Here is a 23,380-nt window from a genome sequence, read left to right as displayed (position 1 = left end):
GCAGCCACTATGCAAAATAAACAATTGACCATAAGCTCCAGCAACATTACCCGCTGCTTCCTGCTGTTTATCGTGCTGCTGACGATCGGCATCGGCCTGTATGGCTACAACTACACCAACGCCTGGCTGGCGGAAAAGAAGTACACGCTGAACAGCATCGCCGGTTCGCTGCAAAAGCGTATCGATGCCTACCGCTATATGACTTATCAGGTCTATGACAAATTCGGCAATGCGCCGGCGCAGAATGTCGATCCCGGTTTGCAGGAAACCCGCCTGCGGCCCGATGTCTATTATGTCGAGAAACCGCACAAGAAAACCGACGCGGTGATCTTCGGCAGCCATGACGAAAACACGCTGGCGATGATCGCCAATATCTCGGACTACCTGGACACCCGCTGGGGCGCCAAGACCGAGAACTACGCCATGTATTATCTCAATGGTCAGGACAATAGCCTCAGCCTGATCACCACCCAGCCGCTCAAAGAGCTGGCTTCGCGCTTTCGGGAAAGCTACCTGACCACCTCGGCGGATGAACGCCGCGCCGAGATGCTGCAACAGGCCAATATGCTCGACGAACGCGAGAGCTTTTCCGACCTGCGCAAGCAGCGCTTCCAGAACGCCTATTCGTTCTCGATTCGCACCACGTTCAATCAGCCGGGGCATCTGGCGACGGTGATCGCCTTCGATTTGCCAATCAACGACATCATTCCGGCCAATCTGGCCCGCGCCAATTTCCTGCTGCTGCCGGACGATGTCGATCTCGACGATAGCGCCATCCCGGCGGACACCGTCCTCGGTACCCATGCGACGATGAGCGGTGGCTGGGTGGAGTTCAGCGCCGCTCTGCCCAATGCGCCGCTGAAGGTGGTGTATCGCGTTTCGGCCATCAATCTGGCCATCGATCTGCTGCGCAACAACATCTGGCTGATCGCAGTCAACTTGCTGCTGCTGGCGCTGTCGATGCTGAGCATCTACTTTATCCGACGCCAGTACATTCGCCCGAGCGAAAACATGGCGGTAGAGCTGGAGGCCGAGCGCGCGCTGAATCAGGAGATCATCTCCAGCCTGCCCTCCGGACTGCTGGTCTACAGCTTCGCCAACAATACGGTGATCGCCAGCAACAAAATCGCCGAGCACCTGCTGCCGCACCTCAGCCTGCAAAAGATCGCCCATATGGCCGAACAGCATCACGGGGTGATCCAGGCGACGGTCAACAACGAGGTGTATGAAATCCGCATTTTCCGCAGCCAGCTGTCGCCGGACACCTACCTGTTCCTGATGCACGATCAGGATAAAGAGGTGATGGTGAATAAGCGGCTGCAGCAGGCGCGGCGCGAATACGACAAAAACGTTCAGGCGCGCAAGCTGATGCTGCACAATCTTGGCATCGAGCTGAATCAGCCGGTACGCAAGATGCACGATCTGGTCGACCGTCTGCACAGCCGGCCGGATGAGGAACAACAGCAAGCTCTGCTGGGCCAGCTGACGGCGGCGTCGGCTTCGGTGCTGGAGTTGATCGATAACATCACCCTGCTGACCCGGCTGGAAACCCAGGACTGGCAACCCACGCGCGAGCCGTTCAACCCGACGGCGATGATCGACGAGTTGCTGCTGGAGGCCCTGCCTGCCCTTAATCAGAAGGGGCTGGCGCTGTTCAAGCATTTCCAGCTGGACGTCGAGCAGAACTATATCGGCGACGCCAACGCGCTGCGCAAGGTGATCTCGCTGCTGGTGCATTACGCCATTATCACCACCGCCTGCGGCAAGGTTTCTCTGGTTATCGACCATGAGCCCGAGCACCCTGACCGCCTGATTTTCCAAATCAACGACACCGGCTCCGGCATCTCCAACGAAGAGATCAGCAACCTTAACTATCCGTTCCTCAGCCAGACGCTGGTGGATCGCTTCAACCATGGTTCCGGCCTCACGTTCTTCCTGTGCAATCAGCTGTGCAAGAAGCTTAACGGCCAGTTGGACATTCGCAGCAAGGTGGATATCGGCACTCGCTACACCATTCGCGTCGCCATGGAGATGGAGAAAAAAGAGTCGCAGGAGCAGGAAAAGCTGCTCGACGGCGTCACCGCCTTGCTGGACGTTACGTCGGATGAAGTGCGCGGCATCGTGACTCGTCTGCTGCAGGCCTACGGCGCCGACTGCCTCGTCGCCGAAGATCGCGCGGTCAACCGCGATTATGACGTGCTGCTGACCGATAACCCGCAGCGCGCCGATGATTACACCCTGTTGCTGGCGACCGATGAACCGGGCTGGCAAGCGCTGGATAAACGCTACATTCGGGTGAACTATAATCTGAACGGCGCTTTAATCGACGCCGTGCTGATGCTGATCGAACAGCAAATGGCCGCGCTGGAACAGGAAGAAAGCCCGCTTTCATTGAGCTCAGAAGATATCCAACTCTATGAAAAACAATTGAAATCAAGTGATTACTATGGGCTGTTTGTCGATACAGTACCCGACGATGTCAAAAAACTGTATACTGAGGCGGGCAGCAGTGATTTCAATGCGCTGTCACAAACCGCACACCGCCTGAAAGGCGTGTTTGCCATGTTAAATCTGCTTCCCGGCAAGCAGCTGTGCGAATCGTTAGAACAGCGCATCGCAGAAGGTGATGCGCCCGAGATCGAGAATAACATCAGTCAGATTGATTTTTTCGTCAGCAGACTGCTGAAGCAAGGTAGCCAACAACATGAATAACCTGAACGTAATTATTGCTGATGACCATCCTATCGTACTGTTTGGCATCCGGAAGTCACTTGAGCAAATTGAATGGGTGAATGTCGTTGGGGAGTTCGAAGACTCAACCGCACTGATCAACAATCTGTCCAAGCTGGACGCCAACGTGCTGATCACCGATCTGTCGATGCCGGGTGACAAGTATGGCGACGGCATCACGCTGATTAAATACATCAAGCGCCACTATCCGCAGTTGTCGATCATCGTGCTGACCATGAACAACAACCCGGCGATCCTGAGCGCGGTATTGGATCTGGATATCGAAGGCATCGTGCTGAAACAAGGCGCGCCGACCGATCTGCCGAAGGCGCTGGCCGCCCTGCAAAAAGGCAAGAAGTTCACGCCGGAAAGCGTCTCCAAACTGCTGGAGAAGATCAGCGCCAGCGGCTATGGCGACAAACGCCTGTCGCCGAAAGAGAGCGAAGTGCTGCGTCTGTTCGCCGAAGGTTTCCTGGTGACCGAAATCGCCAAAAAACTCAACCGCAGCATCAAAACCATCAGCAGCCAGAAGAAATCGGCGATGATGAAGCTGGGCGTCGAAAACGACATCGCCCTGCTCAACTACCTCTCGTCCGTCAGCATGACGCCGTTGGACAAAGACTAAAGCCCGCCTCACGGCAGGTTAACGCCAAACAGGCACGGCATCCGCCGTGCCTGTTTGCTTTTCAGACCTCGCTGCGGTTGTAGCGTACCCGTTGGCTGTAATATGCCAGCGTCTGCTCCAGCGTCTCCAGCGTGACCGGCTTCGACAGGCAATTATCCATGCCCGCCTCGAGGCAGCGCTGTTTCTCTTCCGCCAACGCGTTCGCCGTCACGCCAATCACCGGCGCACTGAACTGCATCTGCCGCAGGGTCTGCGTCAGACGATAGCCGTCCATGTTCGGCATATTGACGTCGGTCAGCACAATATCGACGTGGTGCTGTTTCAGCACGCCGAGCGCGTCGACGCCATCATTGGCGGTCACCACCTGATACCCCAGCGACCCCAGCTGATCGGAAAGCAGGCGACGGTTGATCGGATGATCGTCAACCACCAGCAGATAAATATCGCCGTTGTCCGCCACACTGGCCTTGGCGGGCACCGGCAGTTGCACCAGCGCCTCTGCCGCGCCGTGGCCGACGCCGAACAACCGGTTGATTAAGGTCAGCGTTTCACGCGGCGTAGAGGTGCTGTGCATCCAATAGCCCGGCCGGGTTTCCTGCGATGGACCGATATGTTCGGTGGAGAATTGGATCTGAGCCAGCAGCGGCGTGTTCATCATCAGCGGGTAATCGCTGAGCATCACCTCGCCGGCGGCGGTATCCTGCCCGTCATAGCGCTGGATATCGGCGCCGTAGCCGCCCAGAATCGCCATCAGGTAACTTTCCAGGCGCTGATTGCGGATATCCAGCCACAGCCGCCGGCCCTGCCAGGTATCGCTGGCCTGCGGGATCGGGAACTGGGCGTTAAACAATGGAATGCGAATGCTGAACAAGCTGCCCAGCCCCGGTTCGGACTCGACGGAGACGTCGCCGTCCATCAGGTTGACCAACTTCTCGCAGATCGCCAGCCCCAAGCCGGTTCCCTGGAAGTGGCGCTGCACGCCGGTCCCCACTTGGAAGAACGGATCGAACAGGCGCGAGATTTCCTTCTCCGGGATGCCGACGCCGGTATCACGCACGCTGAACTCCAGGTAGCTGCCGCGGGTGCAGACCTGCAGCACGATACAGCCGGTATCGGTGAACTTGATGGCGTTGTTCACCAGGTTGGACAGCACCTGCTGCAGCCGCACCGGATCGCCGAAAATGCGCTCCGGCACGTTCTGTTCGATAAAGCAGTACAGCCCCAGACGTTTCTTCACCACCAGCGGCAAATAGTTGCCGGCGATATGGGTGATCACCTCCAGGCAGGAGAACTCGCGCGGTTCGATCTTCAGCTGTTCGGACTCGATTTTGGAGAAATCGAGAATATCGCTGATGATTTTCAGCAGCAGGCCGGAAGAGTTATTCATCGCGTTGACCAACCGATCGACCCCTTGCGGCAGCGCCTTGGTCTGCAGCAAATCGAGATTGCCGATAATGCCGTACAGCGGCGTGCGCAACTCATGGCTGACGGTGGCCAGGAACATCGATTTGGACTGGCTGGCCTGCTCCGCCGCCGCCGCCATCTCCTGCAGCGACTCTTCCATCTTCACGCGCGCGCTGACGTCCACCAGCACGCAGATCGCCACCTCTTCGTTGCGGTAACGCGAGTGGACAAAGCTGATCTGCAGGTTGTTGTTGTTGCTGGTCATCACATCGACGAAATTCGCCTGCTGTTCGCAAATGATGCGCGTAATGCGATCGCGATCTTCGTGGGTCAACAGGTTGATGTAGTTATGCGCCAGTTCGTTACTCAGGATATTGGTGCCGTCGCTGATACGCAGGATGCAGATGCCCACCGGCGCCGAGGCGACAATCTTGCGGTTGAACTGCTCGTGTTCTTCCAGACGGAAGGCGTTCTCCTCCGCCGGCAAGAACATCTTGCGCTCAAACAGCCAGGCCAGCGTGAACAGCACGATAGCCGATAACAGGTTCAGCAACAGCGCGTTGAGGATCAGCATCTTGAAGCGTTCCACCACGCTTTTCACCGGCAGCGCATAAACGATGCTCAGCGATGAAGGCGGCAACGCTTTCTTCAGGATCAGGTCGCGGTAATTGTCGACATAACCGAAGTAAGCATGCTCTTCGGGGTAGCTGTTGAGCGCAGCGGCATAGCGATCGCCGTCCGCCAAACGCAGCACCGGCTCGTTGTTCTCATCCAACAGCGTGACGCCGATCGGCAGGCTGCCGGCGGTGACGAAATCTTCCAGCCGGACGGTTTGCTCGATGCCCAGCAGCGCCTCCAGCTTATTACCGATATAGAGAGGGGTCAGCACATACAGATAACCGATGTCGGGCCGCTGCGCGCTGGGGCTGATCCAATACAGGTTGTTGTCTTTGTCCAGATTCTTGGCGTTGCGGTATTTCAGAATGCGCTCATGCAGGGACTTCAGCACGTTTTCCCGATTGGCGCTCGCGTTGCCGCCGCCGAATTCCGCCATACACAGGCTGTCGCCGCCGATGAAGAACACCCGGTTAAGATCGTAGGCCGCCACGAAGTTCTCTTTCCAATACTGGATCAGGCCGCTCAGCGAATCGAGCGAACTGCGGTAGGTAGTGCTCAGCGTGCAGTTGGACTCCGGGTACAGCGGAAAGAATTGCGGCGGGCTGCCTTTGCCGGGAAACACGCCGCTGAACATGTCCAGGCTGCTGACCGAACCGTTGAGGCGATTCTCCGCCATATACTTGATGTCGCGGATGATGTCGGCGGAATGGCGGATGTAGCCCTGCGCCTGATCGAAGTTGAGGTTGTACTCCTGCCGGATGTCAGATTCTTTCTGATGCAGGATATTCAGAATATAAAAGGTGGTGAGCAGCGCCCCCAACGACCACAGCAAAATCGCCAGCACCCGGAACAAATAGCGGGATATTTTCAGCGTAGTTCGAAAAGAGGCTAAGTATTTCAATCGGATACCATACGAAAGTCAGTGACGGCGCGCGTTGTCGCCGGCGCGGCGGCCGGCGGCTCGGTGCGCCAATTAAACCATATAACTGAAAAAGGGCCTAGCATCGCTGCCAGGCCCTTTTGTCTCAGTGCATTACGGTGTCGGCATGCCGACGCCCTCACCTTGCTTAAACGTTGTCGTCGTCCACCGGCTCAGCCGCGTCGTCGCCATCGTCCAGCGGCGTGGTGTCTTCTTCCACCGCTTCCGCGCCCGGTTCCAGGCTGTCCAGCTCTTCGTCTTCCACCGGTTCGGCCACCCGCTGCAGACCGACGACATTTTCGTCTTCCGCCGTGCGGATCAGCGTCACGCCCTGGGTGTTACGACCGACCACGCTGACTTCCGAAACGCGGGTACGCACCAGCGTGCCGGCATCGGTGATCATCATGATCTGGTCGCTGGTTTCCACCTGCACCGCGCCGACCACCTGGCCGTTACGCTCGCTCACCTTGATGGAGATAACCCCCTGGGTGGCGCGTGACTTGGTCGGGTACTCGGTGACTGCAGTACGTTTACCGAAGCCGTTTTGCGTGACGGTCAGGATGTCGCCCTCGCCGCGCGGCACGATCAGTGAGATCACGCTATCGCCTTCGCCGAGGTTGATGCCGCGCACGCCGGTCGCGGTACGGCCCATCGAACGCACCTGCGTTTCCGGGAAGCGCACGACTTTACCGTTAGCGGAGAACAGCATCACTTCGTTGCTACCGTCGGTCAGATCGACGCCGATCAGCTCATCGCCCTCGTTGAGGTTGACGGCGATGATGCCGGCGCTGCGTGGGCGGCTGAACTCGGTCAGCGCGGTTTTCTTCACGGTACCGCTGGCGGTGGCCATGAACACGTGGCGCCCTTCTTCATACTCGCGCACCGGCAGAATGGCGGTGATACGCTCGTCGGCTTCCAGCGGCAGCAGGTTGACGATTGGGCGGCCGCGCGCGCCGCGGCTGGCTTCAGGCAGTTGGTACACCTTCATCCAGTACAGGCGGCCACGGCTGGAGAAGCACAGGATCGTATCGTGGGTGTTGGCCACCAGCAGGCGATCGATAAAGTCTTCTTCTTTAATACGCGCGGCGGACTTGCCTTTACCGCCGCGGCGCTGCGCTTCATAGTCGGACAGCGGCTGATACTTCACATAGCCCTGGTGAGACAGGGTCACCACCACGTCTTCCTGGTTTATCAGGTCTTCGATGTTGATGTCGGAAGTATTGGCGGTGATCTCGGTGCGGCGGCCGTCGTTGTACAGCTCTTTGACCGCCACCAGCTCTTCGCGGATCACTTCCATCAGGCGCTCTGGGCTTTCCAGAATAAAGATCAGCTCGGCGATAAAGTTGAGCAGCTCTTTATATTCGTCCAGCAGCTTCTCGTGCTCCAGGCCGGTCAGTTTCTGCAGGCGCAGATCCAGAATCGCCTGAGCCTGCTGCTCGGTCAGGTAGTATTTGCCGTCGCGGATGCCGAACTCCGGCTCCAGCCACTCAGGGCGAGCGGCGTCGTCACCGGCGCGTTCCAGCATGGCGCTGACGTTGCCCAGATCCCAAGGCTGCGCCACCAGCGCGACTTTCGCTTCCGCCGGGGTCGGCGCACGGCGAATCAGCTCGATGATCGGGTCGATGTTGGCCAACGCGATAGCCAGCGCTTCCAGAATATGGGCGCGGTCGCGGGCCTTGCGCAGTTCGAAGATGGTGCGGCGGGTGACCACTTCGCGGCGGTGGCGCACGAAGGCTTCGAGGATGTCTTTCAGGTTCAGCAGTTTAGGCTGCCCCTGATGCAGCGCGACCATGTTGATGCCGAAGGTGACCTGCAGTTGCGTCAGCGCATACAGGTTGTTCAGCACCACTTCGCCGACCGCGTCACGTTTGACTTCGATCACGATGCGCATGCCGTCTTTATCGGACTCGTCGCGCAGTGCGCTGATGCCTTCCACGCGTTTTTCTTTCACCAGCTCGGCGATCTTCTCGATCAGACGCGCCTTGTTCACCTGATACGGGATCTCGTGAACGATGATGGTTTCGCGCCCGGTCTTGGCGTCGGCTTCCACTTCCGCGCGCGCGCGCAGGTAGACTTTGCCGCGCCCGGTGCGGTAGGCCTCTTCAATGCCGCGGCGACCGTTGATGATCGCCGCCGTCGGGAAGTCCGGCCCCGGGATGTGTTCCATCAGCCCTTCGATGCTGATGTTTTCATCGTCGATATAGGCCAGGCAGCCGTTGACGACTTCCGCCAGGTTGTGCGGCGGAATATTGGTAGCCATGCCCACGGCGATGCCCGACGAGCCGTTGACCAGCAGGTTCGGGATCTTGGTCGGCATGACGGCCGGGATCTGCTCGGTGCCATCATAGTTAGGCACGAAGTCGACGGTTTCTTTTTCCAGATCCGCCAACAGTTCGTGAGCAATCTTGGACATGCGCACTTCGGTATAACGCATCGCCGCCGCGGAGTCGCCGTCGACGGAGCCGAAGTTACCCTGACCGTCCACCAGCATGTAGCGCAGTGAAAACGGCTGAGCCATACGCACGATAGTGTCGTAAACCGCGCTGTCACCGTGCGGGTGATATTTACCGATCACGTCCCCGACGACACGGGCCGATTTCTTGTATGGTTTATTCCAGTCGTTACCCAATACGCTCATCGCGTACAGAACGCGGCGGTGAACCGGCTTCAGTCCATCACGAACATCTGGCAGGGCACGTCCGACAATAACGGACATCGCATAGTCCAGATACGAGTTTTTCAACTCGTCTTCGATGTTTACCGGTGTGATTTCTCTGGCAAGGTCGCTCATGGAGCTGCTATCCCTCTACTAATGATTCATCTGCCCGCTGCCATAGTGGCAAAGGTGTAAAACTATATCACAAAGCACGCTTTACGGGAAAATAACCGCCGCTGTTTCACGGAAATTGTGCAGATAAGTGCGCTAAAAACGCATCGGCACAGACGATGCCGCGCCGGAACATGTATAATCCGCGCAACGAGAACAAGGAGCCAGACAAGCCCATGAACGCAGAATCATCCAGCCGAGTGCAAAACGTTGACCACCAGGAAATCGCCAAGTTCGAGGCCGTCGCCTCCCGCTGGTGGGATCTGGAAGGCGAGTTCAAACCGCTGCACCGCATCAACCCGCTGCGCCTGAACTACATCATGCAGCGCGCCGGCGGCATTTTTGACAAGCAGGTGCTCGACGTGGGCTGCGGCGGCGGCATTCTGGCGGAGAGCATGGCGCGCGAAGGCGCCAAGGTAACCGGGCTGGACATGGGCGCGGAGCCGCTGCAGGTCGCCCGGCTGCACGCCCTGGAAAGCGGCATGGACGTCACCTATGTGCAAGAGACAGTGGAAAGCCACGCTCAGGCCAACCCGCAGCGCTACGACGTGGTCACCTGCATGGAGATGCTGGAGCACGTGCCGGATCCGGCCTCGGTGGTACGCGCCTGCGCCCAACTGGTGAAACCGGGCGGCCACGTGTTCTTCTCCACCATCAACCGAAACACCAAAGCCTGGCTGATGGCGGTGATCGGCGCGGAGTACGTGCTGAAGATGGTGCCGCAGGGCACCCACGATCATAAGAAGTTCATTCGCCCTTCCGAACTGATCGGCTGGGTCGACGGCACGCCGCTGCGCGAAAAACACATGATCGGCCTGCATTACAACCCGATCACCGATCATTTCAAGCTTGGGCGCAACGTTGACGTGAACTACATGGTGCACACCCAGCACGAAGGTTAAACGCGGTAAACCGCGCCGGCCCTGCATTACCGGGGGGCGGCGCCATTGACGTATTCGGAAAAATACCTAATTTTCGCGACTTCGATCAAAATAGCGGTTGTAAACAGTTTTTTAGAATATTAAATCAGATCAATATGCCGTTTTTTTCTAACGTTTAATAAAGCGCCAAACGATCGGTTTTTTCAGTTTTTAAGGAAAATCTGATCTCGCTTATTGACAAGCTTGTCGCGCCAGTCACGGCGCGCACTGCGAAAGGCAAGTGACATTTCACCCCCAAGTTATCCACAAATTAGGCGGGTTTTGTTCACTTGCAAACGCCGTTTTTTCTCACTATCTTGTTACCTCACCGACATACAACCCCTATATATAGTGTTTACATACTGAGCAGAGCGACTACACTTCTGCTTAGGGGCACCATACGGACAGGTAAAACACCACATGAACCAAAGTCTGCTTGTAACTAAACGCGATGGCCGTAAAGAGCGCATCAACCTCGACAAAATCCACCGGGTCATCGATTGGGCCGCAGAAGGATTACACAACGTCTCGGTTTCTCAAGTAGAGTTGCGTTCCCACATTCAGTTTTATGACGGCATCAAAACCGCCGATATTCACGAAACCATCATCAAAGCCGCTGCCGATCTGATCTCCCGCGATGCGCCGGACTATCAGTACCTGGCCGCTCGCCTGGCGATCTTCCACCTGCGCAAAAAGGCTTACGGCCAGTTCGAACCGCCGAAGCTGCACGCTCACGTGACGCGCATGGTCGAGATGGGCAAATACGATAAACATCTGCTGGAAGACTACAGCGCTGAAGAGTTCGAGCAGATGGACTCCTTTATCGATCACTGGCGCGACATGAACTTCTCTTATGCCGCCGTCAAGCAGCTGGAAGGCAAGTATCTGGTGCAGAACCGCGTCAGCGGCGAGATCTACGAAAGCGCCCAGTTCCTGTACATGCTGGTGTCCGCTTGCCTGTTCTCCAACTACCCGCGTGAAACTCGTCTGGACTACGTCAAACGTTTCTACGACGCGATTTCCACCTTCAAGATTTCGCTGCCAACGCCGATCATGTCCGGCGTGCGCACCCCAACCCGTCAGTTCAGCTCCTGCGTGCTGATCGAGTGCGGCGACAGCCTGGACTCCATCAACGCCACCTCCAGCGCCATTGTGAAATACGTTTCGCAACGCGCCGGCATCGGCATCAACGCCGGCCGCATTCGCGCGCTGGGCAGCCCGATCCGTGGCGGGGAAGCTTTCCATACCGGTTGCATTCCGTTCTACAAACACTTCCAGACCGCCGTCAAATCCTGCTCGCAGGGCGGCGTGCGCGGTGGCGCGGCAACGCTGTTCTACCCGATGTGGCACCTGGAAGTGGAAAGCCTGCTGGTGCTGAAAAACAACCGCGGCGTTGAAGGCAACCGCGTGCGCCACATGGACTACGGCGTGCAGCTGAACCGCCTGATGTACCAGCGTCTGATCAAGGGCGAAGACATCACCCTGTTCAGCCCGTCCGACGTGCCGGGGCTGTATGACGCATTCTTCGCCGATCAGGACGAATTCGAACGTCTGTACACCCAGTACGAGAAAGACGACAGCATTCGCCAGAAGCGCGTGAAAGCGGTTGAGCTGTTCTCGCTGATGATGCAAGAGCGCGCCTCTACCGGCCGCATCTACATCCAGAACGTCGACCACTGCAACACCCACAGCCCGTTCGATCCGCAGATCGCGCCGGTGCGTCAGTCCAACCTGTGCCTGGAAATCGCCCTGCCGACCAAGCCGCTGGAAGACGTCAACGACGAGAATGGCGAAATTGCGCTGTGCACCCTGTCCGCCTTCAACCTGGGCGCGATCGACAGCCTGGACGATCTGGAAGAGCTGGCGACCCTGGCGGTGCGTTCACTCGACGCCCTGCTGGATTATCAGGATTATCCGATCAAGGCCGCGCACCGTGGCGCGATGGGTCGTCGCACCCTGGGCATTGGCGTGATCAACTTCGCCTATTACCTGGCGAAAAACGGCGTGCGCTACTCCGACGGCAGCGCCAACAACCTGACCCACAAAACGTTCGAGGCCATTCAGTACTACCTGCTGAAAGCCTCCAACCGCCTGGCTCAGGAACAAGGCGCTTGCCCGTGGTTCAACGAAACCACCTATTCGCAGGGCATCCTGCCGATCGACACCTACAAGAAAGACCTGGATGCGATCTGCAACGAGCCGCTGCACTACGACTGGGAAACCCTGCGCAAAGAGATCCAGGAAACCGGTCTGCGCAACTCGACGCTGTCCGCCCTGATGCCGTCGGAAACCTCTTCGCAGATTTCCAACGCCACCAACGGCATCGAGCCGCCGCGCGGCCACATCAGCATCAAGGCGTCGAAAGACGGCATCCTGCGCCAGGTGGTGCCGGAGTATGAGCGTCTGAAAGACAACTACGAGCTGCTGTGGGAAATGCCGAGCAACGACGGCTATCTGCAGCTGGTGGGGCTGATGCAGAAATTCATCGACCAGTCGATTTCGGCCAACACCAACTACGATCCTACCCGCTTCCCGGGCGGCAAGGTGCCGATGAAGCAGTTGTTGAAAGACCTGCTCACCACCTACAAGTTCGGCGTGAAAACGCTGTACTACCAAAACACCCGCGACGGCGCGGAAGACGCCCAGGAAGATTTGCAGCCTGCCAAGGCCGGCGATGACGACTGCGAAAGCGGCGCCTGCAAGATCTAAAGTTTGACCTAGCGGGCCGGAGTTTTCCGGCCCCTTCATTTAGCCACGTTACGATGGATTCAGGCTTATGGCTTACACCACTTTTTCTCAGACCAAAAACGACCAGCTGCAAGAGCCGATGTTCTTCGGCCAGTCGGTAAACGTTGCGCGTTTCGACCAGCAAAAGCATGAAATCTTCGAAAAGCTGATCGAAAAACAGCTCTCCTTCTTCTGGCGCCCGGAAGAGGTTGACGTTTCCCGCGATCGCATCGATTATCAGGCGCTGCCGGAGCACGAGAAGCACATCTTCATCAGCAACCTGAAGTATCAGACGCTGCTGGACTCCATCCAGGGCCGCAGCCCGAACGTCGCCCTGCTGCCGCTGATCTCGATCCCTGAGCTGGAAACCTGGGTGGAAACCTGGTCGTTCTCCGAGACCATCCACTCCCGTTCCTACACCCACATCATCCGCAACATCGTCAACGATCCGGCGCTGGTGTTCGACGACATCGTCACCAACGAAGAGATCAAGAAGCGCGCGAAAGACATTTCCGGCTACTACGACGATCTGATCGAGATGACCAGCTACTATCACCTGCTGGGTGAAGGCACCCACCAGGTGAACGGTAAAACCGTCACCGTCAATCTGCGTGCGCTGAAGAAGCAGCTGTACCTGTGCCTGATGAGCGTGAACGCGCTGGAAGCGATCCGTTTCTACGTCAGCTTTGCCTGCTCCTTCGCGTTCGCCGAGCGCGAATTGATGGAAGGCAACGCCAAGATCATCAAGCTGATCGCTCGCGACGAAGCGCTGCACCTGACCGGCACCCAGCACATGCTGAACCTGATGCGTTCCGGCGCCGACGATCCTGAAATGGCGGAGATCGCCGAAGAGTGCCAGCAAGAGTGCTACGATCTGTTCGTGCTGGCCGCCCAGCAGGAGAAAGAGTGGGCGGAATACCTGTTCCGCGACGGCTCGATGATTGGCCTGAACAAAGACATCCTGTGCCAGTATGTGGAATACATCACCAATATCCGCATGCAGGCGGTCGGCCTCGGTCTGCCGTTCGAAACCCGCTCCAACCCGATCCCGTGGATCAACGCCTGGCTGGTGTCCGACAACGTGCAGGTAGCGCCGCAGGAAGTGGAAGTGAGCTCCTACCTGGTTGGCCAGATCGACTCGGAGATCAACGCCGACGACCTGAGCGACTTCGAACTGTAAGCGATGACGACGCCAACCGTGACGCTGCGCGCCGCCGGCACGCAGCTCTCTTGCCCTAACAGTGAAAACTGCCTGCTCGACGTGCTGGAACTGCACGACGTGCAGGTGGAGTACCAATGCCGCTCCGGCTATTGCGGCGCCTGCCGCCTGAAGCTGGTGAAAGGCGAAGTGGCCTACCGCCAACAGCCGCTGGCGTTTATCAACGCCGGCGAAATCCTGCCCTGCTGCTGCATGCCGCTGACGGATATCGAGCTGGAAATGTAAAGTCGGGTGCCGGAAACCGCGCCTGAAGACCAGAAGGCGGGGTTGCCCCCGCCCTAGGATTACCGCTTCACCTCACACGCCAACCTGATCAGGATAGTGATATTTTCCTGGTAGATTTTCAGCTCGCACAGCGAGTCTCTTATCATCCAGATAAATAACAAAACCGTAATACATACAACGGTTAGCGAGTGAAACACATGCCTTAAGCGCATGCTTGCCTCCTTGCTGTGAAGGGGCTACCATAACGGTGTCTAGGCGTTAGGGCAGCCCCATTCTGATTTGAGAGTCAGTCTGGGGCTTTCATCTATCCGCCTTGTCACACAATGCCCAAGACGAACAGTCTCAAGCACCCGTCAAGAGAGTAACAGCATTCCCTCACCGCGAATATCCCCTATAAGATTATGATTAATCAGGGATATATAACCATCCTCAAAGTATTTCGCTTAGTGCCCCTTTCCCGCCGATGTGTAAAAAAGCACCGCGTTGCGGGCGCGCGTACGGCATATCTCGCAGGGATGGGCGCCCGCCTTGCAAACGGCGTTAGCGTTGGCGGATCCCCTGTCGCTCAGCGTGCGGACGGTGCAGGTTACGGCGGCGATGCCGGAATGGCACAGCGAACGCATCGCCTTTCTCGGCGACGCCGTGCACGCCATGAGCCCGGCGGGTGGGCTCGGCGCCAACACCGCGCTGGTAGACGCCGCCAGCCTGGCGGCGCATCTGGCGCACTCAGACAGCGCCGGGCAGGCACTCAGGAACTACGGTACAGAACTGCAAACGCGAGGCGCGGCCGCAATACGTCTTTCACGCCTGGCGTCCGAACGGCTGATGCAGCGCGATGAGGCCGACAAGACGCGGGAGACTCAGCAACGCCGATGCCCGTCACTCGATAATTTCCACCACTTCCAGCCAGGCGTTTTTACCGCACGCCTGGCTCCCATTCAGCCAGCGGCGCAGCATATCCAACGCCAGCATCGCCACCGACTCCTGACGCAACCGCAGACCGTGGCGCGACGCGCGATAACGCACGGTCTGGCCAATGCCGCCGCGCGGCGTGTGCAGCGCAATGCTCACCTGCTCATCGCGCATGGCGCTGACCGCCAACGCCAACGGCGCGCCGGTCAATTCCGCCAGCGAGCGGGCGCGCGCCAGCGTCGTTTCCAGCGTTTCGATGCAGTGTGCCGGCAGCAGCTCGCCACCCGCCAGCGGCGCCCCTTCGCTCTGCAGCTGCAGATTGATCAAACCGCCACTGAACTGCTCGCTCAACGCCAGCTTCAGCCCTTGCTGATTCAGGCGCTGCGTCAGCGTCGCCGGCAACCCGTCGGTGCCTTCAAAAATGCAGTTGTCCCCCGCCACTTCGCGCACGCGTCGCCAGGCCAGCTCCATTTCCGCACGCCGGCTTTCCGGCCCAGTCAGCTTCAGTTCGATGATCGGGCTGGAGGAACGGTAACCCAACACCACATCCGGCGGCAGCGGCATGCCGTCCAGCTCGGCGGCCAGATCGCTCTCGGAGGTGCCGAAGGTCGTCAGGCGCAGGCACAGCGGCGGCGCTGGCAAGGTGAAGCGCTGGCGCAGACGCGGTACGATCTGCTGCTCGACCATCACTTTGAATTCCGACGGCACGCCGGGGGTGAAGAACATCAGGCATTGGTTCAGCTGCAATGCGAACCCGCAGGCGGTGCCCACAGGGTTATCCAGCATTTCCGCGTTGGCCGGGATCTGCGCCTGCTTGCGATTGGAAGGGGCCATCGGCCGCCCGCGCTCGGCGAAATAGGCTTCCATGCGCGCCAACCAGTCAGCCCGTTCGACCAGCTCTACGCCGCTGGCTTTCGCGGCGGCCAGCGCGCTGAGATCGTCGCTGGTCGGCCCCAGGCCGCCGTTGACGATCAACACATCGGCGATATGGCTGCGTTCCTGCAGGATCTCGATCAACGCAGAGAGGCTGTCCCCGACCGTTTCACGCCCGCTCATCGGCACCCCCTGCTGGAACAGGTAGTCCGCCAGCCAGGCGGCGTTGGTATCAATAATTTGCCCGTGCAGCACCTCATCGCCGGTGCTGAGCATCTCCACCCTTAACATTGATCTCTCCCACATTTTTTGGTCATTCCACTATAGAAGCCCGTAAATAACTTTTCACTAGCCGCCTTCGGATAATTTCAGCCTTGGGTCCGTTTCTCATGTGCCATGCCGGTCGCCGAAATGTAAATATTTATTTACATCACGCGTAACGCCGGTTTGACACAAATTAGGGCTTCCACTATCCTGCCATCCTCATAAATCGTTACCTATAATTTTCAAAATCTTTCGGCTGGTAGAGAAAAAACGTGAAGAATCGCACTCTTGGCAGTGTTTTTATCGTGGCGGGCACCACCATTGGCGCCGGGATGCTGGCGATGCCGCTGGCAGCGGCCGGCGTCGGCTTCGGCGTCACGCTGGCCTTACTGGTCGGGCTGTGGCTGTTGATGTGTTACACCGCGCTGCTGCTGGTGGAGGTTTACCAGCATGAGCAGGCGGATACCGGTCTGGGCACGCTCGCCAAACGTTATCTCGGCGGCGGCGGCCAGTGGCTGACCAGCTTTAGCATGATGTTCCTGATGTACGCCCTCACCGCCGCCTATATCAGCGGCGCCGGCGAACTGCTCGCCACCAGCATCAGCCAATGGACATCGCAGGACTTCCCGGTGTCGCTCGGCGTCCTGCTGTTCACCCTGGTGGCCGGCGGCGTGGTGTGCATCGGCACCCACTCGGTCGACTTGTTCAACCGCATCCTGTTCAGCGCCAAAGTGGTATTTCTGGTGGTGATGCTCGGCCTGATGTTGCCGAATATCCACCAAACCAATCTGATGACATTGCCGCTGGAGCAAGGCCTGGCGCTGTCGGCCATTCCGGTGATCTTCACTTCTTTCGGTTTCCACGGCAGCGTGCCGAGCATTGTCAACTACATGGGCGGCAACATTCGCAAACTGCGCTGGGTATTTATCATCGGCAGCGCCATCCCGCTGATGGCCTATATCTTCTGGCAGCTGGCGACGCTGGGCAGCATCAGCTCCGACACCTTCGTCGGCATTCTGGCGCAGCAGGCCGGGCTGAACGGCCTGTTGCAGGCGGTGCGCGACGCGGTGGCTTCGCCGCACGTTGAACTGGCGGTGCACCTGTTCGCCGATCTGGCGCTGGCGACCTCGTTCCTCGGCGTGGCGCTCGGGCTGTTCGATTTCCTGGCCGACCTGTTCAAGCGGCAAGATAACGTGCGCGGCCGCCTGCAAACCGGCGCCATCACCTTCCTGCCGCCGCTGGCCTTCGCGCTGTTCTACCCGCGCGGCTTCGTGCTGGCGCTGGGATTCGCCGCCATCGCCTTGTCGGTGTTGGCGCTGCTGTTGCCTTCACTGCTGGTGTGGAAAACCCGCCAAAAGCATCAGGCGCAGTATCGCGTCTGGGGCGGTACGCCGGCGCTGGCGTTGGTGTTTGTCTGCGGGGTGACGGTGATCGCCATCCAACTGGGCATCGCCAGCGGCATGCTGCCGGCGGTCGGGTAAGCGACGAAAGACAAGAAATGATAAAGAGAAAGGGGCCGCAATGGCCCCTTTTTGCTGAGCGTCAGAAGCTCAGGCCCACGCCGACATAAGGGCCATCGGCCAGCGTATTGTCGCGACGCCCGTCTTTGCCTTCCATTTGCATGTAACGGTAGCCCACGTCCACGCTCAGCGGACGGAACTTCCAGCGCAGGCCGCCGCTGGCTTCGTTATAGGCCTTCACGCCGCTGGTGAAAGACTCAGGGGCAAAGTACCCTTCGCCGTGCAGGCTGAAGTAACGGTTAATTTCCCACTCCAGGCCGCCGCCCAGCGCCACCGCCCCGCCGCTCTTCCCGTCTTTCGGGCTGAGGTACAGCGCTTTGGCGCCCACGGTCGCCGTCAACGGCCCCAGCGGCACGCCGAAGTTCAACCCCAGGCTGCCGACGTTGCCGTCGTGGTCGCTGCGCGCCCAGTTGCCGGTCAGGCCAAGACCTGAAGAGCCGGTGCTCATGCCGACGCCCAGGTTGGTGTAGTGTTGCCCGGCTTCGCCCGACACGCTGATGGCGTTCGCCGCGCCGGTCACCAACAGCAATCCTGCCGCGCACGCGACCCAAGTCTTTTTCATCATCTTTCCCTCTGGTTTGTCATCCGTACCGAATGATCGAATCAACGCATAATAATAACGTCACGAGTCTATACCAAAGCGCAATGAGTATTTAAGGGATAAAAGCGAAAAAATTCTTCAATAATCAAATAAATGTAAAAATTTGCAAACAAAAATCCATATTCGTCAAGGCGATGCCAACGATAACCGAGACCTATTTGCCGTCGCTCGGCAATAGGGCTACAACTAGTAGTGGCTTTGACCAAGGTCAGGGGAAGAAGCCCCGCCAAAGGACTATGCTGATGAACGCTTAAACCGCCCGAGTCTTTACTTAACTGCACTACGATAAGGAGCAAGTGATGAGCAAGAAAGGACTGACCACCGCAGCCGGCGCCCCGGTTGTCGATAACAATAACGTGATCACCGCGGGCAAACGCGGCCCGATGCTGTTGCAGGACGTGTGGTTCCTGGAAAAACTGGCCCACTTCGACCGTGAAGTCATCCCCGAGCGTCGCATGCACGCCAAGGGATCCGGCGCCTACGGCACCTTTACCGTCACCCACGACATCACCCGCTACACCCGCGCCAAGATCTTCTCCGAAATCGGTAAGCAGACCGACATGTTTATCCGCTTCTCCACCGTCGCCGGTGAACGCGGCGCCGCCGACGCCGAACGCGACATTCGCGGCTTCGCCATGAAGTTCTATACCGAAGAAGGCAACTGGGATCTGGTGGGTAACGATACGCCGGTGTTCTATCTGCGCGATCCGCTGAAATTCCCCGATCTCAACCACGTGGTGAAACGCGATCCGCATACCAACCTGCGCAATCCGGTCTACAAGTGGGACTTCTTCTCCCACCTGCCGGAATCACTGCACCAGCTGACCATCGACTTCAGCGATCGCGGCATTCCCAAGTCCTACCGCCACATGCACGGCTTCGGCAGCCACACCTTCAGCTTTATCAATGCCGCCAACGAACGTTTCTGGGTGAAATTCCACTTCCGCTGCGAACAGGGCATTGAAAACCTGATGGATGAAGAGGCGGAAGCGATCATCGCCAAGGATCGCGAAAGCTCACAGCGCGATTTGTTCGAGGCGATCAAACGCGGCGACTTCCCGCGCTGGAAGCTGCAAATTCAGATCATGCCGGAACACGAAGCCTCTCAGACGCCATATAACCCATTCGATCTGACCAAGGTATGGCCGCACGGCGACTACCCGCTGATCGACGTCGGTTATTTCGAGTTGAACCGCAATCCCGACAACTACTTCTCCGAAGTCGAACAAGTGGCGATGAACCCCGCCAACGTGGTGCCGGGCATCAGTTTCTCGCCGGATAAAATGCTGCAGGGCCGTCTGTTCTCCTATGGCGATGCGCACCGCTACCGCCTGGGCGTCAACCATCACCAGATCCCGGTGAACGGCGCCAAATGCCCGTTCCACAACTATCATCGCGACGGTGCGATGCGCGTGGACGGCAACAGCGGCAACGGCGCCACCTACGAACCGAACAGCTTCGGCCTGTTCCAGGAGCAGCCGGACTTCAGCGAGCCGCCGCTGAGCATTGAGGGCGCGGCCGATCACTGGAACCATCGTGAAGACGACGATTACTACAGCCAGCCGCGCGCGCTGTTCAACCTGCTGAGCGCCGAAGAGCACCAGCGCATGTTCACCCGCATCGCCGGCGAACTGTCGCAGGTGCCGGAACAGATCCAGCGCCGTCAGGTCGAGCTGTTCACCAAGGTGCATCCGGACTACGGCGCCGGCGTCGCCAAGGCGTTGGGGCTGAAATAACCCTCTGTTGCCATCTACTCAGCCGCCCTTTCGGGCGGCTTTTTTTATGCCGGACGCAGGCTCTCCGCCACCCACTGCTGCAACTGGCGGCGCGAAATCTTGATGCCGCCGTTTTTCAGCTCGTCAGGCAACGGGAGCAACGCCGCCGGGCGTTGGAAATTGGCCAGCTGGTCCTGCGACCAGGCGAGCAGCGTCGCCAGCGACAGCGACGGATCGCCGTCGATCACCGCCACCGGCCGCTGGCCGAACTCGGCGTCCGCCATCGGCACCACAAACGCCTGCGTGATCTGCGGGTGCGCCGCCAGCACGCGTTCGATATCCTCGGGCTGCACCCCTTCGCCGCCGCTGAAAAACAGGTTGTCCAGCCGGCCGAGAATGCGCAGTTCTCCCTCAGCCATCACGCCGCGATCGCGGGTCGCGAACCAGCCCTGTTCATCGGCCAACGGCTGCAGATGGCCATGACGCCAGTAGCCGAGCGCCAGGCTGTCGGCGCGGATCCAGACCTCTTCGCCCACCAGTTTTACTTCGCGGCCGCCGAGCGGCAGGCCGACGCCCGGCCGCGCATCGGCGCGCTTGGCGCACACCGTGGAGGCCAGTTCGGTCAGCCCGTAGCCGCACCAGCAGCGGATCCCCGCCGCCTCCGCCCGTTCGGTCAGCTCCACCGGGATCATCGCGCCGCCGAGCAGCACCGCTTTCAACATCATGCCCGTCAGGGGTTGCGCCAGCAGCCGCCAGAGCTGCGTCGGCACCAGCGAAGCATGCGTGCATCCCGCCAATGCCTCCGCCAGCGGGTGCATCTCGCGCACCGCCAATCGGGCGCCCGCCGCCAACCAGCGCCAGACGATGCCCTGGCCGGAGACGTGAAACATCGGCAGTGACAACAGCCAGCAATCCTCACGTTGAAAATCCATCAACCGCAACACCCCGGCGGCGCTGGCCAGATGATTGGCGTAGCTGTGCGCCGCCGCTTTCGGCATGCCGCTGGAACCCGAGGTCAGCGTCAGCGTCGCCAGACGCTGCGCATCCCACGTCGGCAGGTCTGGCCAACGCGGCTCGGTCGAGGGCGGCGTCAACCGAATCACCTCTTCCGGCAACGCCGGCAACGAGTCCGGGCCGAAAGCGAAGGCTATATCCAATTCCGGCAACAGCTGCGCCAACAGCGGCGTCGGCAAGGCGGGATTGAGCGGCAACAGGCGCGCGCCGCATTGCAGCAGCGCCAGATAGGCCAACAGCAACGGATAGCTGTTTTTGCCGCACAGCGCCACGCCGCAGCCCGGTTCTACGCCCTGGTGCTGAAAGTCCGCCGCCAGTTCATCCACCTGGCTTTGCAACGCCAGCCAGCTCAGCGGCCGTTCGCCGAGCAACAGCGCCGTCGCCTGCGGCTGAAGGCGCGCCCAGTGCCGCCACGGCCAATCGCTTAACCGCGCCATAGACACTCCAGCGCCGAGACATCCAGCAGCGGCAACGCGCTGCCCGGCCACGGGCGCAGCACCTGCGCCTGCATCAACCCCAGCGTGTCCAGGCCCGGCACGGTGTCCGGCGTCAGCCAATAGGCGATGCGCGCCAGCTGGGTCAACCCCAGGCTGGACTCGATGCTGGAACTGATCACCGCCGTCAGCCCCGCCGCGTGCGCCTGCGCCACCAGCGCCTGGCAGCGCGTCAGACTGCCGACCAACGTCGGCTTGATCACGATGGCCGCCACGCCCGGCTCGGCCTGCACCACAAAGTCCGCCTCGCGCACGCTCTCATCCCAGGCGATGGCGATGCCGGTCGCCCGGGCGAAATCGCGCGATTCATCACGGGTCTTGCAGGGCTCTTCCAAAAAGGCGATGCGATCGCGCCACGCCGGGTTGACGTATTTGGCGAAGCCGTCGGCTTTGGCGCGGGTCCAACTGCGGTTGGCATCCAGCCGCAGCCGCAGATCCGGCAGCGCCTCCAGCAGCACGTTGACGATCATGCCGTCGCGCACCGCCTCATACAGCCCTACTTTCACCTTGGCGACTTTCTCGCCCGGCAAAGCGCTCAATGTCTCGAACAGCTCGTCCGGATCGCCGGTACACAGCGGCGCCTTGCGGAAATCCGCCTGCATCGGCAAGCGCTGCTCCAGCTCGGCCTGTGCACAGCTGAGCCCAAAGGCCACCGAGGGCAGCGCGCTGTCATCCGGTTCGTTGCCCGCCAACCAGGCCTGCAGCCAGCCCAACGCGGCCTGTTCGGCCTGCGCCAACGTTTCCCGACTGAATTCCGGCAGCGGCGCGATCTCGCCCCACCCCTCACGCTCGCCCTGGCACAGTTGCACCACCCATCCGTCACGCGTTTTCAACCGCTGATTGCGCAGCACCACGCCCGCCTCCATCGGCAGGCTGTAACGGTATAGCGCCGCGCTGCGGTTTGCTCCGCTCATTACGGGTTACGCTTGAATTTGCTGAAGTCCGGTTGGCGCTTCTCGTTGAACGCGTTGCGCCCTTCCTGCCCTTCGTCGGTCATGTAGAACAACATGGTGGCGTTGCCCGCCAGCTCCTGCAAACCGGCCTGGCCGTCGCAGTCGGCATTCAGCGCCGCCTTCAGGCAGCGCAGCGCCATCGGGCTGTTCTGCAGCATTTCGCGGCACCAGCGCACCGTCTCTTTTTCCAGATCGGCCAGCGGCACCACGGTATTGACCAGGCCCATGTCCAGCGCGGCGGCGGCGTCGTACTGACGGCACAGGAACCAGATTTCGCGCGCCTTCTTCTGGCCGACGATGCGCGCCATGTAAGACGCCCCCCAGCCGCCGTCAAACGAGCCCACTTTCGGGCCGGTCTGGCCGAAGATGGCGTTATCCGCCGCGATGGTCAGATCGCACATCATGTGCAGCACGTGGCCGCCGCCGATCGAATAGCCGGCCACCATCGCCACCACCGGTTTCGGGCAGGTGCGGATCTGGCGCTGAAAGTCCAGCACGTTGAGATGATGTACGCCGCTGTCGTCGCGATAGCCGCCGTAGTCGCCGCGCACTTTCTGGTCGCCGCCGGAGCAGAAGGCCCTATCGCCGGCGCCGGTCAGAATAATGACGCCGATGCCGTCGTCGTAACGGGCGTTGGCCAGCGCGTCGATCATCTCTTTGACCGTTTGCGGACGAAACGCGTTGCGCACCTGCGGCCGGTTGATGGTGATTTTAGCGATGCCGTCGGCGGACTTGTGATACAGAATGTCTTCGAAATCGCCGGTGCAATCCTGCCAGGCGATGGCGGCATACAGGTGTTCTTCATTCGGATAAAGCATGT

At 59.6% G+C, this 23,380-nt stretch carries 16 protein-coding genes and 1 pseudogene; 9 read left to right on the top strand and 8 right to left on the bottom strand.

The window, feature by feature from the left end; all coding sequences use genetic code 11:
- Positions 1–9 precede the first annotated feature (9 nt).
- Together rcsD and rcsB are read left to right on the top strand one after the other, a co-directional pair.
- The gene (rcsD, locus tag ACJ8KE_RS01175) at positions 10–2,712 is read left to right on the top strand and encodes a phosphotransferase RcsD (RefSeq protein ID WP_117287356.1); all 2,703 of its coding nucleotides are present in this window, start codon (positions 10–12) and stop codon (positions 2,710–2,712) included.
- Entirely contained in the window at positions 2,705–3,355 is a 651-nt protein-coding gene (gene rcsB / locus ACJ8KE_RS01170; protein ID WP_004935900.1) for a response regulator transcription factor RcsB, read from the top strand. The genes rcsD and rcsB overlap by 8 nt, the downstream gene beginning before the upstream one ends.
- Before the next feature lie 61 nt (positions 3,356–3,416).
- Here the strand turns inward: rcsB and rcsC are convergent, their stop codons facing one another.
- Both rcsC and gyrA read right to left on the bottom strand, forming a co-directional pair.
- Positions 3,417–6,278: a two-component system sensor histidine kinase RcsC gene (gene rcsC / locus ACJ8KE_RS01165; protein WP_261419481.1), complete on the bottom strand. Its 2,862-nt coding sequence runs from the start codon at positions 6,276–6,278 to the stop codon at positions 3,417–3,419.
- 166 nt (positions 6,279–6,444) lie between these two features.
- Positions 6,445–9,087 carry a DNA topoisomerase (ATP-hydrolyzing) subunit A gene (gene gyrA, locus ACJ8KE_RS01160; RefSeq protein WP_028127742.1) on the bottom strand — a complete coding sequence of 881 codons (2,643 nt, stop codon included), beginning with the start codon at positions 9,085–9,087 and terminating at the stop codon, positions 6,445–6,447.
- A 212-nt stretch (positions 9,088–9,299) separates the two neighbouring features.
- Here gyrA and ubiG point away from each other — a divergent pair, with 212 nt between their 5' ends.
- The 4 genes from ubiG (at position 9,300) to yfaE (ending at position 14,214) form a co-directional block, all read left to right on the top strand.
- Positions 9,300–10,025, top strand: coding sequence for a bifunctional 2-polyprenyl-6-hydroxyphenol methylase/3-demethylubiquinol 3-O-methyltransferase UbiG (gene ubiG, locus ACJ8KE_RS01155; protein WP_004935909.1), 726 nt, complete (start codon positions 9,300–9,302; stop codon positions 10,023–10,025).
- 438 nt (positions 10,026–10,463) lie between these two features.
- Positions 10,464–12,752, top strand: coding sequence for a class 1a ribonucleoside-diphosphate reductase subunit alpha (gene nrdA / locus ACJ8KE_RS01150; RefSeq protein WP_016926928.1), 2,289 nt, complete (start codon positions 10,464–10,466; stop codon positions 12,750–12,752).
- Between the two features lie 67 nt (positions 12,753–12,819).
- A complete protein-coding gene (nrdB, locus tag ACJ8KE_RS01145; protein ID WP_004935915.1) occupies positions 12,820–13,950 on the top strand; it encodes a class Ia ribonucleoside-diphosphate reductase subunit beta in 1,131 nt (376 codons plus the stop codon).
- 3 nt (positions 13,951–13,953) lie between these two features.
- Positions 13,954–14,214, top strand: a complete 261-nt coding sequence (yfaE, locus tag ACJ8KE_RS01140; RefSeq protein WP_016926927.1) for a class I ribonucleotide reductase maintenance protein YfaE — start codon at positions 13,954–13,956, stop codon at positions 14,212–14,214.
- Between the two features lie 59 nt (positions 14,215–14,273).
- Here yfaE and ACJ8KE_RS01135 read toward each other — a convergent pair whose 3' ends face one another.
- Complete coding sequence (locus ACJ8KE_RS01135) at positions 14,274–14,426, bottom strand: Hok/Gef family protein (RefSeq protein WP_004935921.1); 153 nt, start codon at positions 14,424–14,426, stop codon at positions 14,274–14,276.
- A gap of 271 nt (positions 14,427–14,697) precedes the next feature.
- On the opposite strand from ACJ8KE_RS01135, the pseudogene ACJ8KE_RS01130 reads away from it, so the two are divergent.
- Positions 14,698–14,952: pseudogene (locus tag ACJ8KE_RS01130) on the top strand (FAD-dependent oxidoreductase); the annotation flags it as partial.
- 141 nt (positions 14,953–15,093) lie between these two features.
- On the opposite strand, the gene ACJ8KE_RS01125 reads toward ACJ8KE_RS01130, so the two are convergent.
- Positions 15,094–16,290: a nicotinamide mononucleotide deamidase-related protein YfaY gene (locus ACJ8KE_RS01125; protein WP_089184844.1), complete on the bottom strand. Its 1,197-nt coding sequence runs from the start codon at positions 16,288–16,290 to the stop codon at positions 15,094–15,096.
- A gap of 245 nt (positions 16,291–16,535) precedes the next feature.
- Between ACJ8KE_RS01125 and tyrP the strand changes: the two genes are divergently transcribed.
- Positions 16,536–17,744 (top strand): tyrosine transporter TyrP, encoded by a 1,209-nt coding sequence (gene tyrP / locus ACJ8KE_RS01120; RefSeq protein WP_015378562.1) that lies wholly within the window; start codon positions 16,536–16,538, stop codon positions 17,742–17,744.
- A 61-nt stretch (positions 17,745–17,805) separates the two neighbouring features.
- Here tyrP and ACJ8KE_RS01115 read toward each other — a convergent pair whose 3' ends face one another.
- The gene (locus ACJ8KE_RS01115) at positions 17,806–18,345 is read right to left on the bottom strand and encodes a YfaZ family outer membrane protein (RefSeq protein WP_016926923.1); all 540 of its coding nucleotides are present in this window, start codon (positions 18,343–18,345) and stop codon (positions 17,806–17,808) included.
- 338 nt (positions 18,346–18,683) lie between these two features.
- On the opposite strand from ACJ8KE_RS01115, the gene katA reads away from it, so the two are divergent.
- Positions 18,684–20,120, top strand: coding sequence for a catalase KatA (katA, locus tag ACJ8KE_RS01110; RefSeq protein WP_015378563.1), 1,437 nt, complete (start codon positions 18,684–18,686; stop codon positions 20,118–20,120).
- A 44-nt stretch (positions 20,121–20,164) separates the two neighbouring features.
- Here katA and menE read toward each other — a convergent pair whose 3' ends face one another.
- Genes menE through menB form a run of 3 tightly spaced genes read right to left on the bottom strand, consistent with a single transcriptional unit; the run spans position 20,165 to position 23,378 of the window.
- On the bottom strand, positions 20,165–21,550 hold the full coding sequence (menE, locus tag ACJ8KE_RS01105; protein WP_097101623.1) for an o-succinylbenzoate--CoA ligase: 1,386 nt from the start codon (positions 21,548–21,550) through the stop codon (positions 20,165–20,167).
- Positions 21,538–22,521: an o-succinylbenzoate synthase gene (menC, locus tag ACJ8KE_RS01100; RefSeq protein WP_097101621.1), complete on the bottom strand. Its 984-nt coding sequence runs from the start codon at positions 22,519–22,521 to the stop codon at positions 21,538–21,540. The genes menE and menC overlap by 13 nt, the downstream gene beginning before the upstream one ends.
- Positions 22,521–23,378, bottom strand: a complete 858-nt coding sequence (gene menB, locus ACJ8KE_RS01095) for a 1,4-dihydroxy-2-naphthoyl-CoA synthase (protein WP_016926920.1) — start codon at positions 23,376–23,378, stop codon at positions 22,521–22,523. The genes menC and menB overlap by 1 nt, the downstream gene beginning before the upstream one ends.
- Between the last annotated feature and the right edge of the window lie 2 nt (positions 23,379–23,380).

The sequence above is a fragment of the Serratia sp. CY56464 genome (assembly GCF_052168435.1).
Lineage (GTDB): Bacteria > Pseudomonadota > Gammaproteobacteria > Enterobacterales > Enterobacteriaceae > Serratia > Serratia marcescens.
This window is presented reverse-complemented; position numbering and strand designations above follow the sequence as displayed.

Coding starts and splice junctions, on each gene's coding strand:
- rcsD (WP_117287356.1), top strand. CDS start 10: ATGCAAAATAAACAATTGACCATAAGCTCCAGCAACATTACCCGCTGC.
- rcsB (WP_004935900.1), top strand. CDS start 2,705: ATGAATAACCTGAACGTAATTATTGCTGATGACCATCCTATCGTACTG.
- gyrA (WP_028127742.1), bottom strand. CDS start 9,087: ATGAGCGACCTTGCCAGAGAAATCACACCGGTAAACATCGAAGACGAG.
- ubiG (WP_004935909.1), top strand. CDS start 9,300: ATGAACGCAGAATCATCCAGCCGAGTGCAAAACGTTGACCACCAGGAA.
- nrdA (WP_016926928.1), top strand. CDS start 10,464: ATGAACCAAAGTCTGCTTGTAACTAAACGCGATGGCCGTAAAGAGCGC.
- nrdB (WP_004935915.1), top strand. CDS start 12,820: ATGGCTTACACCACTTTTTCTCAGACCAAAAACGACCAGCTGCAAGAG.
- yfaE (WP_016926927.1), top strand. CDS start 13,954: ATGACGACGCCAACCGTGACGCTGCGCGCCGCCGGCACGCAGCTCTCT.
- ACJ8KE_RS01135 (WP_004935921.1), bottom strand. CDS start 14,426: ATGCGCTTAAGGCATGTGTTTCACTCGCTAACCGTTGTATGTATTACG.
- ACJ8KE_RS01125 (WP_089184844.1), bottom strand. CDS start 16,290: ATGTTAAGGGTGGAGATGCTCAGCACCGGCGATGAGGTGCTGCACGGG.
- ACJ8KE_RS01115 (WP_016926923.1), bottom strand. CDS start 18,345: ATGAAAAAGACTTGGGTCGCGTGCGCGGCAGGATTGCTGTTGGTGACC.
- katA (WP_015378563.1), top strand. CDS start 18,684: ATGAGCAAGAAAGGACTGACCACCGCAGCCGGCGCCCCGGTTGTCGAT.
- menE (WP_097101623.1), bottom strand. CDS start 21,550: ATGGCGCGGTTAAGCGATTGGCCGTGGCGGCACTGGGCGCGCCTTCAG.
- menC (WP_097101621.1), bottom strand. CDS start 22,521: ATGAGCGGAGCAAACCGCAGCGCGGCGCTATACCGTTACAGCCTGCCG.
- menB (WP_016926920.1), bottom strand. CDS start 23,378: ATGCTTTATCCGAATGAAGAACACCTGTATGCCGCCATCGCCTGGCAG.